Below are 18467 nucleotides of genomic sequence, written 5' to 3' on the forward strand. Positions count from 1 at the left end.
TAAGTTGCAAAAGGACACCTCAGTTGCATTTTCCCAATTGTCGAGCTATGGCAACCTGAGATTAAATTCAGTCAGAGAAATCTGCAAATATGAGCGATAATTATTCCAGCTGGGAAGCTGCTTTTCAGACGATGAAGGATAATTATTCTCTCACAGACGATAGCATAGGGATATTTTCTCTAAATCTTAGATTCGGACTTGATGACATACAAACCCTTGTTAGCGAGGCTATTACTGGTGGCGGAGACGACAAAAAATGCGACGTCCTCTACGTCGACAAAGAGCGAGAAATAGCCGTCATTGCCCAATGTTATATCTCTAAAAAGCAACGAGATGCGGCGCCTGCTAATAAGGCATCTGACTTAAACACAGCACTAACTTGGCTATTGATCAATGACATCGAAGCTCTTCCTGATGGACTGAAAGGTCGTGCGGATGAACTTCGATCTGCCATTCGAAATGGTGAAGTGAAGCAGTTTTATATTTGGTACGTACATAACCTTCCCTGCTCAAAAAATGTCAAAGACGAACTCCAAGCCGTCGAACAAACAGCCAGATCCGCCCTCAGTTCTTATCCTTTCGGGTCTGACATAAATATATTTGCTCAGGAAATCTGCTCTGCCGAGATATCGCGCCTATACATGCAGGCAGAACGGACCGTAATCGTTACGGATGAGATAGAAACCAAAATCCCCGACGCCGTGGAAGTAAAGCAGGCCGGCTGGTCTTCAATCATGACTACAGTACAGGGGTCTTGGCTGAATAATCTATACCATAGGTATGGAACCGATTTGTTTTCCGCAAATCTGAGAGGATACCTTGGATCTCGGGAGAGCGACAGCAACATTAATAACGGCATCAAAAATTCCGCTCGAGAGGAGCCGGAAAATTTTTACGTTTACAACAATGGCATAACTGCGCTGGTTTTGGATTATGAACTTGGCCGCCGCCAGAAAGCCAGTCGGAGTCTCAAAATTAGAGGCATCTCTATCGTGAACGGTGCTCAGACAACTGGTTCCGTTTCGAGCATCGGTGGAGAGATATCCCCCCACCTACAAATCGCAATAAGATTTGTAAAAGCCACAAAAGATGAAATTATAGAAAACGTTGTAAGATTTAACAATTCTCAAAACAAGCTTCAAGCAGCTGACTTTCGAAGCACAGACCCAATTCAAGAGCGCTTACGAGGTGAGTTTACTCAGATCCCAGACGCGGACTATGAAGGAGGACGCCGTGGAGGCGCTAGCGACGCTATCAAGCGAAGCAAGTTCACGCTGCCGTCCTATACTGTTGGGCAATCCCTCGCTGCCTTTCATGGAGATCCAGTAACTGCTTACGACAAAAAATCAGAACTCTGGACCAATGAAAAGAACTATAGACATATATTTACCGATAGAACCACAGCTAAACATATAATTTTTTGCTATTCTCTTCTTTCTGCAATAACAAACAAGAAGCTTGTACTATCACAAAAGCAGAAAAAAGACCAATCGTCTTTGACAACTATTGAAAATACAAGCCTTGATTTTCTTAGCAAAAAGGGCGCGACCTACTTGATGGTTGATGTTATTGCGCAGTGCATGGAAACGATATTGGGAAAATCTATATCGAATAAATCTGATTTAGTTTTTGCCAAAAACGTCAGTCCTCTACAAGGGGAATTGATTTGGGCGCCAATCGTAGAAATGATGTTGTCCCTGTCTAATCAATTGGAGAGTGCATTTTCTCGGAACAGAATATCAAATGAGGCGGTCACACGAACTGTGCCTAACTTCGTCGGCGTTGTAGCATCAATTGCTCCGCTACAGAGAGAGACATTTGCGAAATTTGCGGCCGAAGTGAAGATAAACAAATAGCGCGAAAAAACACTACATCCCCCTTTTATTGAAAGGGGCCGGTGTGCAGAAGCTTACTGCTATGGATATTAAACGGTTTCCGCTTGATCCAAGCGGGGACCGGATCAGCAAGCCCGCGCGGCGCCTGAGCGACGTCCAAATCCGCTATCCCGAAGGCATCAAACGGATTTGGTATCAGTCGACCTGATCGGCGTAGACCGCCTCCGCGCCCATGCCCGCTTCGAGCATCATCCGGGTGCGGGCGCGCAGCTTTTCGGTCTCGCTCTTGAGCTGGCCGCAGGCCGCCAGGATGTCGCGTCCGCGCGGGGTGCGCACCGGCGAGGCGTAGCCGGCATCGAACACGATCTCGGAGAACCGCTCGATCCGCTCCCAATCCGAGCACTCGTATGTCGAGCCGGGCCACGGGTTGAACGGGATCAGGTTGATCTTGGCCGGAATGCCCTTGAGGAGCCGCACCAGGGCGCGGGCATCGACGTCCGAATCGTTGACGCCCTTCAGCATCACGTACTCGAAGGTGATGCGACGGGCGTTGCTCAGCCCCGGATAGTTCCGGCAGGCGTCGAGCAACTGTGCGATCGGGTATTTGCGGTTCAGCGGCACCAGTTCGTTGCGCAACTCATCGCGCACCGCGTGCAGCGAGATCGCCAGCATCGCGTTGGCCTCCAACCCCAGTCGCTCGATCTGCGGCACCACGCCGGAGGTCGAGACCGTGATGCGCCGCCGCGAGAGCGCGAGGCCCTCCTGGTCCGACATCACCGCGATGGCGTCGATCACCGCGTCGAGATTGTAGAGCGGCTCGCCCATGCCCATGAACACGATGTTGGTGACGAGCCGACCGGGCTCGCCGCCATCCTTGCCCGGCATCTGGCCGGTGAAATCACCGAGGGCGTCGCGGGCGACGACGAGCTGCGCCACGATCTCCGCCGTGGAGAGGTTGCGCACGAGGCGCTGCGTGCCGGTGTGGCAGAACGAGCAGGTCAGGGTGCAGCCGACCTGGGACGAGACGCAGAGCGTGCCGCGGTCGTCGCCGGGGATGTAGACGCACTCGATCTCGGCGCCGCGGTTGTGGTCATGCGCGCCGGTCGGCGCCATGCGCAGCAGCCACTTGCGGGTGCCGTCACGCGAGACCTGCTCGGTCACGACCTCCGGCCGCTCCAGGGTGAAATGGTCCGCAAGCTGCGCCTTGAGCCCCTTGCCGACATTGGTCATCTCGGAGAATTCGCGGGCGCCGCGCACGTAGAGCCAGTGCCAGACCTGGCTCACCCGCATCCGCGTCTCGCGCTCGGGCACGCCGATGCCGAGCATCGCCTGCTTCAAACCCTCGCGCGTGAGGCCGACGAGGGAGGCCTTGCGGCCGGGCAGGGTCGAGAGGGCCGTGACCTCGGGGGTCTTCTCGATTGCGGGGAGGGCGCGCGATGCGCCCGGGGCGGAGTCGAACGACGCCGTCGCCATGGCTCAAGACCTTAGAAAGCTGGAACGGCTCTCATATAGTCGTATTCGGGCGGGAACGCGACTGCGCCTGCTCCGGACCTCCCTTGCATCGCGCTGGGGCCCGCTCAGCCCCGCAGCTCCTCCTCCAGGAAGGCCCGCACTTCGCCCGCGTCGATTCCCGGCGCGATGAAGCTCTGGCCGATGCCGCGGGCGAGGATGAAGGTGAGCTGGCCGTCGCGGACCTTCTTGTCCTGGGCCATGGCGTCGAGGAGCGCGTCCGGGTCGCCGGCCCCACCCGGCACCTGTTGCAGGCGGGTCGGCAGGCCGGCGAGCGCGAGATGGTTGGCCACGCGCCCCGCATCCTGGCCGGGGCAGAGGCCGAGCCGGGCCGAGAAGCGGAAGGCCAGCGCCAGCCCGATCGCGACGCCCTCGCCGTGGACGAGCCGGGCGGCGTCGTAGCCGGTCAGCCGCTCCAAAGCGTGGCCGAAGGTGTGGCCGAGATTGAGCAGGGCGCGCTCGCCGTCCTCCCGCTCGTCGCGGGTCACGACGCCGGCCTTGGCGCGGCAGCAGGCGGCGACCGCCTCGTCGCGCTCCGGCCCGCCGGAAAAGATGCCGGCCCAGTTCGCCTCGCACCATTCGAAGAAGTCGGCATCGCCGATCAGGCCGTACTTGGCGACCTCGGCGTAGCCCGCCCGCATCTCGCGCTCCGAGAGCGTGTCGAGGGTGGCGGTGTCGGCCAGAACGAGGCGGGGCTGGTGGAAGGCGCCGATCAGGTTCTTGCCGAGCGGCGAGTTGATTCCGGTCTTTCCCCCCACCGAGGAATCAACCTGTGCGAGCAGGGTCGTCGGAACCTGGAGGAAGCGGACCCCGCGCCGCAGGGAGGCGGCGGCAAAGCCCGCCAGATCGCCGACCACGCCGCCACCGAGCGCCACGACAAGGTCGCCGCGCTCGATCTTCTGGGCCAGGAGCCCGTCGCAGACACGGGCGAATTCGGCGTAGCTCTTCGAAGCCTCGCCCGGCGGAACGGCGATGACTCCGCAGCGCAAGCCGGCGGCTTCCAGGCTCGCCCGCACGCGCTCGCCGTAGAGGCCGGCGACCGTCTCGTCGGTGACGATACCGGCGGCCCTCGCGCCGAGATCGCGCGCTTCTGCGCCCACCGCGTCGATCAGGCCCCGCCCGATACGGATATCGTATTCCCGCCCGCCCGACAGGGGAACGTTTACACGCGAGGGTTGCTTCGCCATGGAGAATGTCAATTGTTGTGATTGTGTCGTATGAGATGGGTTGATGTGGACATCGAGCGCTTCCATCACGTCCTCCACCACGCGGTCGTGGGACACCTCACGGGACAGAACCGTGACATCGGCCTGGGCATAGACCGGATGGCGCACCTCCATCAGGGCGCGCATGGTCGCCTCCGGATCCTCGGTCTGGAGGAGAGGGCGGGTGTTGCGTTTGCGTACGCGTCGCATCAGCACTTCAAGGTCGGCCTTAAGCCAGACCGAGATGCCCCCCTCGGCGATCCGCGCCCGCGTCGCCTCGCGCATGAAGGCGCCGCCGCCGGTGGCCAGCACCATCGGCCCCTCGCGCAGCAGACGCGTGATCACCCGCTCCTCGCCCCCGCGGAAGCTCGCCTCGCCGTAGATCGCGAAGATGTCGGCGATGGTGAGCTTGGCCGCCGCCTCGATCTCGTGGTCGGCATCCTTGAACATCAGCCCGAGGCGGCCGGCGAGGCGGCGCCCGACCGTGCTCTTGCCCGCCCCCATCAGACCGACGAGCACGATCGACCGGGCTCCGAGGCCGCGGCGCAAACGTGCTTCGATCGGTTCGCCGGGCGGCGGCGCCGGCGGCAGGGGGACGGTCATCGGGCGGTCATAGACGGTTTTGCGGACGCGGCGAAGCGTCCGGTACCGCCCTCGGCGCCGAGTCGAAAGCCCCACGACCTCGCCGTGACTGCAATCCAGACGGGATCTGCAGAAAAACCGGTGCCGGAAGGGGTTGCAAAGTGCCGCGCGGAGGGAAAGGCTTATACGCGAGCGCGTGGGACGGCACCGCTCTCGACCAGGCCTGCTTGGTCGAGTGCCCCCACGCTTGTTGTCTCTGTGCCGGGAAAATGATGTTGCCGTACGGATCCCTCACCCTTCCCGTCACCCTGGCCGAGAGCGAGAGGGAGGCGAGCGATCCAGTCTCCGATCCCCGTGCCGGCCCTCCTCGATCGTCGCGCCTCACCGGCCCTGCCGCCCGCGCCAGGTCCACACCGGTCTCGACGGACGCGCGGCTGCTCGCCATCGCCACGGAGCACCTGACCCGGCTCGGGCCGAAACGGGTGACGGTGGTGGCGGTCGCGGCGGAAGCGGGCATGACCCATGCCAACGTCTACCGCTACTTCCCCTCTAAGGACGCCCTGCTCGACGCGGTTGCCGGGCGCTGGCTGCGCGACCTGGAGACGGAACTCGCCGGCATCGCCGATGCACCCGATCCCGCCGACGACAAGATCGAGCGCTTCGTCAGCGCGCTGGCCAGCGCACAGAGCGAGATGCTGACCCGCGAGCCGAACCTGTTCGCCGTGCATCTCGACGCCACCGTGGCCTCCCGTCCGATCGCCCGCCGCCACCGCGTGCGGCTGCGCGCGCTTGTCGAGCGCGTGGTGGAAGAGGGCATCGGCACCGGCGTCTTCGCCGCCCGCGACCGTGAACGGGCCATCGCCGTCATCTTCGATGCGAGCTACCGCTTCACCCATCCGGTCGCAATCCAGCACGACGCGGATGTTCCCCGCGACCTGCTCGACGCCCGGCTCGGCGCGGTGATCCAGTCGATCCAGCGCGCGCTGCGGACCGGTACTTTCTGAATACGGAATATGATCTCAGTGCTGCATCGCGGCGGGGCCGGGATGCCACTCGATGACAGAGTGCAAAACCTGTCACCGACACCTTGCCGGCGACCCTTCGGCGGGCGCAATCAATATAAAGCGTTGAAATAAAATAGGTTTTATTGAGGCCCTCTAGGCTCGGCCACTCTTCAAACCTTAGTGTAGCCCCGCTCCTCCCGACCTTCGTCGGGTTGAAGCGCTGTGGCTTTTCCGCCAAACACCGCCCCATCAGAATTGATCGGCGAAGGTTCGGCCGCAGCGCACCATCCGCGACATCGCTGACATGATTTCCGAACCGTCGCGAATTCCGACCGGAGGCTAGACCATCCATGGCACGCAGCAAGATCGCGCTCATCGGCGCCGGACAGATCGGCGGCACGCTGGCCCATCTCGCCGGCCTCAAGGAACTCGGTGACGTGGTGCTGTTCGACATCGTCGACGGCGTTCCGCAGGGCAAGGCGCTCGACATCGCCGAGTCCGCTCCCGTCGACGGCTTCGATGCCAAGTATTCGGGCGCCAGCGACTATTCCGCGATCGCCGGGGCCGACGTGGTGATCGTGACGGCGGGCGTGCCGCGCAAGCCCGGCATGAGCCGTGACGACCTCATCGGCATCAACCTGAAGGTGATGGAGGCGGTCGGCGCCGGCATCAAGGAGCACGCGCCCGACGCCTTCGTGATCTGCATCACCAACCCGCTCGACGCGATGGTGTGGGCGCTGCAGAAGTTCTCGGGCCTGCCCACCAACAAGGTCGTCGGCATGGCCGGCGTGCTCGACTCCGCCCGCTTCCGCCACTTCCTCGCGGAAGAGTTCGGCGTCTCGGTCGAGGACGTGACCGCCTTCGTGCTCGGCGGCCACGGCGACGACATGGTGCCGCTGACCCGCTACTCGACGGTGGCCGGCGTGCCGCTGACGGATCTGGTCAAGCTCGGCTGGACCACCCAGGAGAAGCTCGACGCCATGGTCGAGCGCACCCGCAAGGGCGGCGGCGAGATCGTCAACCTTTTGAAGACCGGCTCGGCCTTCTACGCCCCGGCGGCTTCCGCCATCGCGATGGCCGAGAGCTACCTGCGCGACAAGAAGCGGGTGCTGCCCTGCGCGGCCTACCTCTCGGGCGAGTACGGCATCGACGGCCTCTATGTCGGCGTGCCGGTGGTGATCGGCGAGAACGGCGTCGAGCGCGTCCTCGAAGTGACCTTCGACGAGGCCGAGAAGGCGATGTTCGAGAAGTCGGTCAACTCGGTGAAGGGCTTGATCGAGGCCTGCAAGAGCGTCAACGACAAGCTCGCCTGAGTGACGCGCACAAAATTCCCGCGGCACCGTCGCCGAAGAAGGCGACACGGTCAGTGACCGGGAGTTTTGTGTGGCACTCCAAGCGCCGTCAGGCTCGGCGGCGGGAGGCTCGGCCGCCCGCTCAGCCCTCCCTCCCAGCCCGTCCGACGAGGTCTCGATGAACATCCACGAATACCAGGCCAAGGCTGTCCTGAAGGAATTCGGCCTGCCCGTCTCTCGCGGCGTGCCGATCTTCAAGCCGGAGGAGGCGGCCGCCGCCGCCGACGAGCTCGGCGGCCCGGTCTGGGTGGTGAAGTCGCAGATCCATGCGGGCGGGCGCGGCAAGGGCACCTTCAAGGGCGCGCCCGAGGGCGCCAAGGGCGGCGTGCGCGTCACCAAGTCCAAGGACGAGGTGGTGCAGTTCGCGGCCGAGATGCTCGGGCAGACGCTGGTGACGGTGCAGACCGGCGAAGCCGGCAAGCAGGTCAACCGCCTCTACATCGAGGAAGGTGCGGCGATCGCCGCCGAGTTCTACCTGTCGATGCTGGTCGATCGTGAGACCGGCCGCGTCGCCTTCGTCGTCTCGACGGAAGGCGGCATGGACATCGAGCAGGTCGCCCACGACACGCCTGAGAAGATCGTCACCTTCTCGGTCGATCCGGCCACCGGCATCATGCCCCATCACGGCCGTGCCGTCGCCAAGGCGCTCGGCCTCTCCGGCCCCCAGGCCAAGGAAGCGGGCGCGCTCACCGAGAAGCTCTACGCGGCCTTCACGGCCAAGGACATGAGCATGCTGGAGATCAACCCGCTGGTGCTCACCGGCGAGGGCGGTCTCAAGTGCCTCGACGCCAAGATCTCCTTCGACTCGAACGCCCTCTACCGCCACCCCGAGATCGTCGCGCTGCGCGACGAGACCGAGGAGGACGCCAAGGAGATCGAGGCCTCGAAGTACGATCTCGCCTACATCGCGCTCGACGGCACCATCGGCTGCATGGTCAACGGCGCGGGTCTGGCCATGGCCACGCTCGATATCATCAAGCTCTACGGCGAGGAGCCGGCCAACTTCCTCGATGTGGGCGGCGGCGCCTCCGAGGAGAAGGTCACAGCGGCCTTCAAGATCATCACCGCCGACCCGCAGGTGAAGGGCATCCTCGTCAACATCTTCGGCGGGATCATGAAGTGCGACGTCATCGCCCGCGGCGTAATCGCGGCGGTGAAGGCCGTCGGCCTCGAAGTGCCGCTCGTCGTGCGCCTGGAGGGCACCAACGTCGAGGAGGGCAAGGAGATCATCCGGAACTCCGGCCTCAACGTCATTCCCGCGGACGATCTGGACGACGCCGCGCAGAAGATCGTCGCCGCCGTGAAGAAGGGTTGAGCTGACAGATGTCCATTCTCATCGACCAAAACACCAAGGTCATCTGCCAGGGCTTCACCGGCAAGAACGGCACCTTCCATTCCGAGCAGGCCATCGCCTACGGCACCAAGATGGTCGGCGGCACGAGCCCGGGTAAGGGCGGCTCGACCCATCTCGGCCTGCCGGTGTTCGACACCGTGGCCGAGGCCCGCGAGGCCACCGGCGCCGACGCCTCCGTCGTCTACGTGCCGCCGCCGGGCGCGGCCGATGCGATCTGCGAGGCGATCCAGGCGGAGATCCCGCTGATCGTCTGCATCACCGAGGGCATTCCGGTGCTCGACATGGTGCGGGTCAAGCGCGCGCTCGAAGGCTCGAAGTCGCGCCTGATCGGGCCGAACTGCCCCGGCGTCGTCACCGCGGGCCAGTCGAAGATCGGCATCATGCCGGCCAACATCTTCAAGCCGGGCTCCGTCGGCATCGTCTCGCGCTCGGGCACGCTGACCTACGAGGCGGTGTTCCAGACCACCGTCGAGGGGCTCGGCCAGACCACCGCCGTCGGCATCGGCGGCGATCCGGTGAAGGGCACCGAATTCATCTCCATGCTGGAGCTGTTCCTCGCCGATCCCAAGACCGAGTCGATCGTGATGATCGGCGAGATCGGCGGCTCGGCCGAGGAAGAGGCGGCGCAGTTCCTCGCGGACGAGGCCAAGCGCGGCCGCAAGAAGCCGATGGTCGGCTTCATCGCCGGCCGCACGGCGCCCCCCGGCCGCCGCATGGGCCATGCCGGCGCCATCATCTCCGGTGGCAAGGGCGGCGCCGAGGACAAGATCGCGGCGATGGAAGCTGCGGGCATCCGCGTCTCGCCCTCGCCGGCCCGGCTCGGCTCCACGCTCGTGGACGTGCTGAAGTCCAGGTGATGAAGAGTTGAGGGGGTCTGTAACCGGGACCTGCGCGGCTGTGTTGCACCGCACGCGTGCTCGGGCGACCCATATGGAAGAACATGTCGGGGCGCGACCGTGCCCCGGCCTGATCCGGAGGCGCGAAGCGGGGTTCTGAAACCTCGCTCGGATCGACGCGCCGGATCGAACTCGACGCGGCGGCCCGCTGAGACAGCGCCGCCCGAGCGGTAGGACAGGCAGCGATGGCACGCCAGGACGCGAACGAAGCGCTTCTTCGAACCTCCTTCCTCTACGGCGCCAACGCCGCCTGGATCGAGGAACTGCAGGCGGCCTATGCCCGCGATCCGAACTCGGTCGATCCCGAGTGGCAACAGTTCTTCAAGGATCTGGGCGAGGACAACGCCCTGGTGAAGAAGAACGCCGAGGGCGCCTCCTGGGCCAAGCCGAACTGGCCGGTCGTGGCGAACGGCGAGATCGTCTCGGCGCTCGACGGCAACTGGGGCGCCCTGGAAAAGACGCTCGGCGAGAAGATCCAGGCCAAGGCTCAGCCCGGCAAGCCCGGCGACTCGACCAAGGGCGCGGCCATCGTCGCGGCCACCGGTGTCTCGGTCGAGCAGGCGACCAAGGATTCCGTGCGCGCGATCATGCTGATCCGCGCCTACCGCATGCGCGGCCACCTTCACGCCAAGCTCGACCCGATCGGGCTCGCCCCGCGCGGCGACCACGAGGAGCTGCACCCGCAGCATTACGGCTTCCAAGAGAGCGACTGGGACCGCAAGATCTTCCTCGACAACGTGCTGGGCATGGAGTTCTCGACGATCCGCGAGATCGTCGCGATCCTGGAGCGCACCTACTGCCAGACGCTCGGCGTCGAATTCATGCACATCTCCGATCCCGAGGAGAAGGCGTGGATCCAGGAGCGCATCGAGGGCAAGGACAAGGAAATCTCGTTCACGCCGGAAGGGCGGCGGGCGATCCTGAACAAGCTGATCGAGGCCGAGGGCTTCGAAAAGTTCCTCGATCTTAAGTACACCGGCACCAAGCGCTTCGGCCTCGACGGCGGCGAGTCGATGGTCCCGGCCATGGAGCAGATCATCAAGCGCGGCGGCGCGCTCGGCGTCGAGGAGATCGTGCTCGGCATGGCCCATCGCGGCCGGCTGAACGTGCTCACCAACGTGATGGCCAAGCCCTTCCGGGCGGTGTTCCACGAGTTCAAGGGCGGCTCGGCCTCTCCTGCGGAGGTCGAGGGCTCAGGCGACGTGAAGTACCATCTCGGCGCCTCGTCCGACCGCGCCTTCGACGACAACACCGTCCACCTCTCGCTCACCGCCAACCCGTCCCACCTCGAGATCGTCGATCCGGTGGTGCTGGGGAAGGTGCGCGCCAAGCAGGACCAGAAGGCCAAGCCCAACGTCGAGCGCCGCCGTGTGCTGCCGCTCCTGATCCACGGCGACGCGGCGTTCGCGGGCCAGGGCGTGGTGGCGGAGTGCCTGGGCCTGTCCGGCCTGAAGGGTCACCGCACCGGCGGCTCGATCCACTTCATCATCAACAACCAGATCGGCTTCACCACCGATCCGCGCTTCTCGCGCTCCTCGCCCTATCCGTCCGACGTGGCGAAGATGGTCGAGGCGCCGATCTTCCACTGCAACGGCGACGACCCGGAGGCGGTGACCTTCGCGGCGAAGGTCGCGGTCGAGTACCGGCAGAAGTTCGGCAAGCCGGTCGTGATCGACATGCTGTGCTACCGCCGCTTCGGCCACAACGAGGGCGACGAGCCGGCCTTCACCCAGCCGAAGATGTACCAGCGCATCCGCAAGCATCCGACCGCGCTGGAGACCTACGGCAAGAAACTCGTCGCGCAGGGCGACCTGACTCAGGAGCAGCTCGACGCGCGCAAGGCCGAGTTCCGCTCGATACTGGAGGGTGAGCTCGAGGTCGCGGGCGGCTACAAGCCGAACAAGGCCGACTGGCTCGACGGGCGCTGGTCCGGCTTCAAGGCGGTGCGCGAGGACGTGGACGATCCCCGCCGCGGCCGCACCGGCGTGCCGCTCGACACCCTGCGCGACATCGCCACCCGGATCACCACGCCCCCGCCGGGCTTCCACCTGCACCGCACGATCCAGCGCTTCTTCGACAACCGTGCCAAGGCGGTCGAGACCGGTGTCGGCATCGATTGGGCGACGGCGGAAGCGCTCGCCTTCGGCTCGCTGCTGATCGAGGGCCACCGGGTCCGGCTCTCGGGCCAGGACGTCGAGCGCGGCACCTTCTCGCAGCGCCACGCCGTGGTGATCGACCAGGAGAACGAGCAGCGCTACACCCCGCTCAACTCCCTGCGCGAGGGGCAGGCGAGCCTGGAGGTCATCAACTCGATGCTCTCCGAGGAAGCGGTGCTCGGCTTCGAGTACGGCTACTCGCTGGCCGAGCCGAACTCCCTGGTGCTGTGGGAGGCGCAGTTCGGCGACTTCGCCAACGGCGCGCAGGTCGTCATCGACCAGTTCATCTCATCGGGCGAGCGCAAGTGGCTGCGCATGTCCGGCCTCGTGATGCTGCTGCCCCACGGCTACGAGGGCCAGGGACCGGAGCACTCGTCGGCCCGTCTGGAGCGCTATCTCCAGATGTGCGCCGAGGACAACATGCAGGTCGCCAACTGCTCGACGCCCTCGAACTACTTCCACATCCTGCGCCGCCAGCTGAAGCGCGACTTCCGCAAGCCGCTGATCCTGATGACGCCCAAATCGCTGCTGCGCCACAAGCGGGCGGTCTCGAAGATCGAGGACATCGCCGACGGCTCGACCTTCCACCGCATCCTGTGGGACGACGCCGAGCACGACGAGAACGGCGTGAAGCTCACCCGCGACGACAAGATCCGGCGCGTCGTGCTGTGCTCGGGCAAGGTCTATTACGACCTCTACGACGAGCGGGAGAAGCGCGGCGTCAACGACGTCTACCTGATGCGCGTCGAGCAGCTCTACCCGTTCCCGCTCAAGGCGCTGGCCAACGAGATGACCCGCTTCCGCAACGCGGAGGTGGTGTGGTGCCAGGAAGAGCCCAAGAACATGGGCTCATGGTCCTTCGTCGAGCCCTATCTCGATTGGGTGCTGGGCCAGGCCGGCTCCGCCTCGAAGCGCGCCCGCTACGTCGGCCGTCCGGCCTCGGCCTCGACCGCGGTCGGCCTGATGTCGAAGCACCTCGCCCAGCTCCAGGCCTTCCTCAACGAGGCGCTGGCGGTCTGACGCCGCCGGCCCTTTTCGACCGACCCACCAACCGGGGCCGCGCCTGCCCGATGCGCGCCCCGAAACTCCGGTGAACACAGATTATGGCGACCGACATCCTCGTCCCCACGCTCGGCGAATCCGTCAGTGAGGCCACGATCGGCCGCTGGTTCAAGAAGCCCGGCGACACGGTGGCCGCCGACGAGCCCCTCGTCGAACTCGAGACCGACAAGGTCACCCTCGAAGTGAACGCCCCCGCCGCGGGCGAACTCGGCGAGATCCTCGTCAAGGACGGCGAGACGGTGGAGCCCGGCGCGGTGCTCGGCTCGATCGTCGAGGGCGGCAAGGGTTCGGGCAAATCGGACTCCAAGTCGGATGCGAAGCCCGCTCCGAAGAGCGCCGAGCCGGCCGAGACCAAGGCGCAGTCCCGCGAGGAGAAGGGCGAGAGCAAGCCCGCCAAGGACGACGCCCCGGCCCAGGAATCCTCGGCCTCCTACGGCAGCCACGGCGACGCTCCGCCCACCGACGGGCGCCCGGCCGACGACAGCGGCCCGGCGGTGGCCAAGCTCGCTCGCGAATCCGGCATCGACCCGGCGAGCCTCAACGGCAGCGGCAAGGACGGCCGCGTGACCAAGGGCGACATGCTCGCCGCGATCGACAAGAACGGCCAGAAGGCTCCGGCCCAGGACGCCAAGAGCGAGACCAAGGCCCCCGCCCCGCCGCGCGCGCCCTCCGCGCCGGACGACGCCGCGCGCGAGGAGCGCGTGCGGATGACCAAGCTGCGCCAGACCATCGCCAAGCGCCTCAAGAGCGCCCAGGAAACGGCGGCGATGCTGACCACGTTCAACGACGTGGACATGGGCGCGGTGATGGCGATGCGCTCGCAGTACAAGGACATCTTCGAGAAGAAGCACGGGACGAAGCTCGGCTTCATGGGCTTCTTCACCAAAGCGGTGATCGGCGCCCTCAAGGACGTGCCGGCGGTCAATGCCGAGATCGACGGACAGGATCTCGTCTACAAGAACTACTACCACATCGGCATCGCGGTCGGCACCGATAAGGGCCTCGTCGTGCCGGTGGTGCGCGACGCCGACGACCTCTCGATCGCCGGTATCGAGAAGAAGATCTCGGGCTTCGGCAAGAAGGCGCGCGAGGGCAAGCTCTCCATCGACGAGATGCAGGGCGGCACCTTCACCATCACCAACGGCGGCATCTACGGCTCGCTGATGTCGACGCCGATCCTCAACGCCCCGCAATCGGGCATCCTCGGCATGCACCGCATCGAGGAGCGGCCGGTGGTGCGGAACGGCAAGATCGAGGCGCGGCCGATGATGTATCTGGCGCTGTCCTACGATCACCGCATCGTCGATGGGAAGGAGGCCGTGACCTTCCTCGTTCGCGTCAAGGAGGCGCTGGAGGATCCGGCCCGCCTCGTGCTCGACCTGTAAACAGCGCTGTCGGCAGCGATCGCGATGGCGGTTTCGCCCGCGATGGCTGCCGACACCGACCTGCCGACGGCCGTCAGTTCGTCGCCTTGCTTCTTGATTTCGCTGCGATAGCCGCGCTGGCGTCTCTCCTTATTTTCTCCGCGCGCGGGCTTGCTCGACTTCTTCTCCGACTCGTCAGGTAGACTTGATGTCCTACGATCTCGTCGTCATCGGCACCGGCCCCGGCGGCTATGTCTGCGCCATCCGGGCGGCCCAGCTCGGGCTGAAGACCGCGGTGGTCGAGAAGCGGGCGACCCACGGCGGCACCTGCCTCAACGTCGGCTGCATCCCCTCGAAGGCGCTGCTGCACGCCTCCGAGGCGTTCGAGGAGGCCAACAAGCACTTTTCGGAGTTGGGCATCGACGTGGGCACGCCGAAGCTTGATCTCAAAAAAATGCAGGGCTTCAAGCAGGGCGGCGTCGACGGCAACACCAAGGGCGTCGAGTTCCTGCTCAAGAAGAACAAGGTCGACACCTATCACGGCCGCGGCCGCATCGCGGGGGCCGGCCGCGTCGAGGTGATCTCGGACGACGGCGGCAACCAGTTGCTGGAGACGAAGAGCATCGTCATCGCCACCGGCTCCGACGTGACCCGGCTGCCGGGCGTCGAGATCGACGAGAAGACGGTGGTCTCCTCCACCGGCGCGCTCGAACTCGCCGAGGTGCCCAAGCGCCTCGTGGTGATCGGCGCGGGCGTGATCGGGCTCGAACTCGGCTCGGTCTGGCGCCGCCTCGGCGCCGAAGTGACGGTGATCGAGTATCTCGACCGCGTGCTGCCGGGCATGGACGGCGAGGTCGGCAAGCAGTTCCAGCGCATCCTGGCCAAGCAGGGCATGGTCTTCAAGCTCTCGACCAAGGTGACCGGTGTCGAGACCGGCAAGAAGGGCCGCGCGACCGTCACAGTCGAGCCGGCGCAGGGCGGCGAGTCGGAGAAGCTCGAGGCCGACGTGGTGCTCGTGGCCATCGGCCGGGTGCCCTACACGGAAGGCCTAGGGCTCGAGACGGTGGGTGTGGCCACCGACGACAAGGGCCGCATCGAGACCGACAACCACTACGCCACCAACGTGACCGGCATCTACGCCATCGGCGACGTGATCGCCGGGCCGATGCTCGCGCACAAGGCCGAGGACGAAGGCGTCGCGGTCGCCGAGATCCTGGCCGGCCAGTCGGGTCACGTGAATTACGGCGTGATCCCGAACGTGGTCTACACCTTCCCGGAGGTTGCCTCGGTCGGCAAGTCCGAGGAGGAGCTGAAGAAGGACGGGATCGGCTACAACGTCGGCAAGTTCCCCTTCACCGCCAACGGCCGGGCCAAGGCCAACGGCACCACCGACGGCTTCGTGAAGATCCTCGCGGATGCGCAGACCGACCGCGTGCTCGGGGTGCACATCGTCGGCGCGGATGCCGGCAACCTCATCGCCGAGGTCGCCGTGGCGATGGAGTTCGCGGCTTCCGCCGAGGACATCGCCCGCACCTGCCACGCCCACCCGACGCTGACCGAGGCGATCAAGGAAGCCGCGCTCGCCGTCGATAAGCGCGCGATCCACGTCTGATCCCGTGGCAGCCGGCCCTGGCCTTCCGGGTCCGGCTGCGATGCCGTGACGGGCGGCGGATTGGCGCAATCCAACCTGCCCGCCGGTTCTGCGACCTTGTGTCGTTCACGAAGCGTTCAAGCCGTCATTTCATCGGGAACGCGCTGCTGTAGCATCGGATTGACACGCGCAATCCGACCCAGTGGGTCGTCCCCGCTGGAAAGTTTCGATGCCTTCGTCACCCGAGAAGCCCAGTGCACCCGGGCCGAATACGCCTGTCACCGGCAGCGGTGCCTCCGGCGTCGTCGATCAACATCACGACATCTTCTTCGCGGCCGTCGAGACGACGCGCATGCCGATGATCGTCACCGATCCGCACCAGCCGGACAACCCGATCATCTTCGCCAACCGCGCCTTCGTCCGGATGACCGGCTATTCGGCCGACGAGCTGATCGGATCGAACTGCCGCTTTCTCCAGGGCCCCGATACGGACCGCGACACCGTCTCGGAGGTGCGCGACGCCATCCGGGAGCATCGGGAATTCGCCGCCGAGATCCTGAACTACCGCAAGGACGGCTCCTCGTTCTGGAACGCGCTGTTCGTCAGCCCGGTGTTCAACCGCTCGGGCGACCTCGTCTACTTCTTCGGCTCGCAGCTCGACGTGTCGCGCCGCCGCGATGCGGAGGAATCGCTGCACCAAGCCCAGAAAATGGAGAGCCTCGGCCAGCTCACCGGCGGCATCGCTCACGATTTCAACAACCTGCTGCAGGTCGTGTCGGGCCACAACGAGGTGATGCTGGCGCTGCTCGACCATCCCACCCTCAACGTGCCGCGGATGCGCCGGGCCGGTGAGGCGGTGCGGGCGGCGACCGACCGGGCCGCCAAGCTCACCCACCAGCTCCTCGCCTTCTCGCGCAAGCAGCGGCTGGAGGGGCGGCTCCTGAACCTCAACGGCCTCGTCGAGAGCATGGGCGAGATGGCCGGGCGGACGCTGGGCGACGACGTCGTCCTGAAATCCGTTCTCGCGTCGGACCTCTGGACCACCCGCATCGACCCGACGCAGGCCGAGGTCGCCCTGCTCAACGTGTTGATCAACGCCCGCGACGCGATGCCGGAGGGCGGCTCGGTCACGGTGCGGACCGAGAACCTGCTGATCGAGGACGAGGACACCGCGCTCTACAAGACGGTGCCGCCGGGCGCCTACGTGGTGATCTCGGTGACCGATACCGGGACCGGCATGCCGTCCGAGATCCTGGCGCGCGTCATGGAGCCGTTCTTCACCACCAAGGGTGAGGGCAAGGGCACGGGGCTCGGCCTCGCCATGGTCTACGGCTTTGCCAAGCAGTCCGGCGGCTCGGTGAAGATCTATTCCGAGGTCGGGCACGGCACGACGGTCCGGCTCCTGTTCCCCGCCTCCGACCAGAAGGCCGAGGAGGAGCACAAGCCGACGATCCGCGCCGCCGACCGGCACGGCACCGAAACGGTGCTCGTCGTGGACGACCGGCCCGACGTGGCCGAGACCGCCGGCATCATCCTGGAGGATTTCGGCTACAAGGTCACCGTCGTCGACGGTCCCAAGGCGGCGCTCGAAATCCTCGACGGCGAGGGGCGCATCGACCTGCTGTTCACCGACCTCATCATGCCCGGCGGCATGAACGGCGTGATGCTGGCCCGCGCCGCGCGGGAGCGGCAGCCCAAGATCAAGGTGCTGCTCACCACAGGCTACGCCGAGGCTTCGATGGAGCGCACCGACGCGGGCGGCACCGAGTTCGAGATCATCAACAAGCCCTACAAGCGGATGGAGCTGGCCCGCCGGGTGCGACGGGTGATCGACGGGCCGACCGGCGTCGGGTAGAGGCGCGCGCCTCAACCTCTCGGTTTGTCCGCGGCACGGAACGCGGGTAGAGGCGGCGGATGGCTGAGACTGCGATCCGCGCCGAAGCACTCCCCTTGCGAAGCCGCCATTCCCATCGGGTCGCGCGGAGGCTTCTGGCCGGCCTCACGGTGCTCGTGGCGCTTCCGTTTCCGGCGCTCGGCGCAGGCCAGGGCGCGGCGGCCACCGCGTATCCGCTGGCCTGCGCCTACTTCCGACGGGATCTCGACTCGTACGAGCATTGCGCCCGGCGCGAGGGCGGGATGGTCCGGGTCGCTCCGGCGCACGCCGCGCGGATGCAGTTCGAGCGCGGCTTGGCCGAGTTGCGCGTGCCGGGAGTCGGCTGTCTCTGGGCGCGCCGCGACGGCCTCGCACTGCCCGTCTACATGCTCGACAACGGGCCGGACCCGTTCGCGCAAGGCCTCGTGCGCAGTCAGCGCGAGGGCAAGGTCGCCTTCTACGACCGCCGGCTGCGGCTCGTCCTCGCCACGCCCTACGACTGGTCCTTCCCGTTCAACGCCCGCGGCGAGGCGCTGGTCTGCGAGGGCTGCCGCTCGGACGGACGCGAGCCCGCCTCCATGGTCGGCGGGCGCTGGGGCCTCATCGACCGGACGGGGCGCCTCGTCATGCCGCTCTCCGAGAACGGCGCCGCGGACCGGCGCTATTTCGGCCGGCGCTGATCCG

At 65.4% G+C, this 18467-nt stretch carries 12 protein-coding genes; 10 read left to right on the top strand and 2 right to left on the bottom strand.

Annotation, left to right across the window (positions count from 1 at the left end):
• The first annotated feature begins 89 nt into the window (after positions 1-89).
• Complete coding sequence (locus MKK50_RS19810; RefSeq protein WP_499024791.1) at positions 90-1856, top strand: AIPR family protein; 1767 nt, start codon at positions 90-92, stop codon at positions 1854-1856.
• Positions 1857-2030: 174 nt separating this feature from the next.
• Here the strand turns inward: MKK50_RS19810 and rlmN are convergent, their stop codons facing one another.
• Positions 2031-3308, bottom strand: coding sequence for a dual-specificity RNA methyltransferase RlmN (rlmN, locus tag MKK50_RS19815; protein ID WP_253373432.1), 1278 nt, complete (start codon positions 3306-3308; stop codon positions 2031-2033).
• A gap of 104 nt (positions 3309-3412) precedes the next feature.
• A complete protein-coding gene (aroB, locus tag MKK50_RS19820; protein WP_499024793.1) occupies positions 3413-5152 on the bottom strand; it encodes a 3-dehydroquinate synthase in 1740 nt (579 codons plus the stop codon).
• Between the two features lie 251 nt (positions 5153-5403).
• On the opposite strand from aroB, the gene MKK50_RS19825 reads away from it, so the two are divergent.
• The 9 genes from MKK50_RS19825 (at position 5404) to MKK50_RS19865 (ending at position 18463) form a co-directional block, all read left to right on the top strand.
• Entirely contained in the window at positions 5404-6135 is a 732-nt protein-coding gene (locus MKK50_RS19825) for a TetR family transcriptional regulator (protein WP_253374102.1), read from the top strand.
• 350 nt (positions 6136-6485) lie between these two features.
• Entirely contained in the window at positions 6486-7448 is a 963-nt protein-coding gene (gene mdh, locus MKK50_RS19830; RefSeq protein WP_253373434.1) for a malate dehydrogenase, read from the top strand.
• A 157-nt stretch (positions 7449-7605) separates the two neighbouring features.
• A complete protein-coding gene (sucC, locus tag MKK50_RS19835) occupies positions 7606-8802 on the top strand; it encodes an ADP-forming succinate--CoA ligase subunit beta (RefSeq protein WP_253373435.1) in 1197 nt (398 codons plus the stop codon).
• 8 nt (positions 8803-8810) lie between these two features.
• Entirely contained in the window at positions 8811-9698 is an 888-nt protein-coding gene (sucD, locus tag MKK50_RS19840; RefSeq protein ID WP_003599893.1) for a succinate--CoA ligase subunit alpha, read from the top strand.
• Positions 9699-9922: 224 nt separating this feature from the next.
• Positions 9923-12913, top strand: coding sequence for a 2-oxoglutarate dehydrogenase E1 component (locus MKK50_RS19845; protein WP_499024795.1), 2991 nt, complete (start codon positions 9923-9925; stop codon positions 12911-12913).
• 83 nt (positions 12914-12996) lie between these two features.
• Positions 12997-14340, top strand: coding sequence for a 2-oxoglutarate dehydrogenase complex dihydrolipoyllysine-residue succinyltransferase (odhB, locus tag MKK50_RS19850; protein ID WP_253373437.1), 1344 nt, complete (start codon positions 12997-12999; stop codon positions 14338-14340).
• 187 nt (positions 14341-14527) lie between these two features.
• The gene (lpdA, locus tag MKK50_RS19855) at positions 14528-15931 is read left to right on the top strand and encodes a dihydrolipoyl dehydrogenase (protein ID WP_499024798.1); all 1404 of its coding nucleotides are present in this window, start codon (positions 14528-14530) and stop codon (positions 15929-15931) included.
• 208 nt (positions 15932-16139) lie between these two features.
• Positions 16140-17765: a hybrid sensor histidine kinase/response regulator gene (locus MKK50_RS19860; protein ID WP_253373439.1), complete on the top strand. Its 1626-nt coding sequence runs from the start codon at positions 16140-16142 to the stop codon at positions 17763-17765.
• A gap of 59 nt (positions 17766-17824) precedes the next feature.
• The gene (locus MKK50_RS19865; protein WP_499024800.1) at positions 17825-18463 is read left to right on the top strand and encodes a hypothetical protein; all 639 of its coding nucleotides are present in this window, start codon (positions 17825-17827) and stop codon (positions 18461-18463) included.
• The last annotated feature ends 4 nt before the right edge of the window (positions 18464-18467 follow it).

The sequence above is a fragment of the Methylobacterium sp. J-043 genome (genome assembly GCF_022829505.1).
GTDB lineage: Bacteria > Pseudomonadota > Alphaproteobacteria > Rhizobiales > Beijerinckiaceae > Methylobacterium > Methylobacterium extorquens_A.

Excerpts from the sequence above, each read along its gene's own strand:
- MKK50_RS19865 (WP_499024800.1), top strand. The coding sequence starts at position 17,825 with ATGGCTGAGACTGCGATCCGCGCCGAAGCACTCCCCTTGCGAAGCCGC.
- MKK50_RS19845 (WP_499024795.1), top strand. The coding sequence starts at position 9,923 with ATGGCACGCCAGGACGCGAACGAAGCGCTTCTTCGAACCTCCTTCCTC.
- odhB (WP_253373437.1), top strand. The coding sequence starts at position 12,997 with ATGGCGACCGACATCCTCGTCCCCACGCTCGGCGAATCCGTCAGTGAG.
- MKK50_RS19810 (WP_499024791.1), top strand. The coding sequence starts at position 90 with ATGAGCGATAATTATTCCAGCTGGGAAGCTGCTTTTCAGACGATGAAG.
- aroB (WP_499024793.1), bottom strand. The coding sequence starts at position 5,152 with ATGACCGTCCCCCTGCCGCCGGCGCCGCCGCCCGGCGAACCGATCGAA.
- sucC (WP_253373435.1), top strand. The coding sequence starts at position 7,606 with ATGAACATCCACGAATACCAGGCCAAGGCTGTCCTGAAGGAATTCGGC.
- lpdA (WP_499024798.1), top strand. The coding sequence starts at position 14,528 with ATGTCCTACGATCTCGTCGTCATCGGCACCGGCCCCGGCGGCTATGTC.
- sucD (WP_003599893.1), top strand. The coding sequence starts at position 8,811 with ATGTCCATTCTCATCGACCAAAACACCAAGGTCATCTGCCAGGGCTTC.
- mdh (WP_253373434.1), top strand. The coding sequence starts at position 6,486 with ATGGCACGCAGCAAGATCGCGCTCATCGGCGCCGGACAGATCGGCGGC.
- MKK50_RS19825 (WP_253374102.1), top strand. The coding sequence starts at position 5,404 with ATGTTGCCGTACGGATCCCTCACCCTTCCCGTCACCCTGGCCGAGAGC.
- rlmN (WP_253373432.1), bottom strand. The coding sequence starts at position 3,308 with ATGGCGACGGCGTCGTTCGACTCCGCCCCGGGCGCATCGCGCGCCCTC.
- MKK50_RS19860 (WP_253373439.1), top strand. The coding sequence starts at position 16,140 with ATGCCTTCGTCACCCGAGAAGCCCAGTGCACCCGGGCCGAATACGCCT.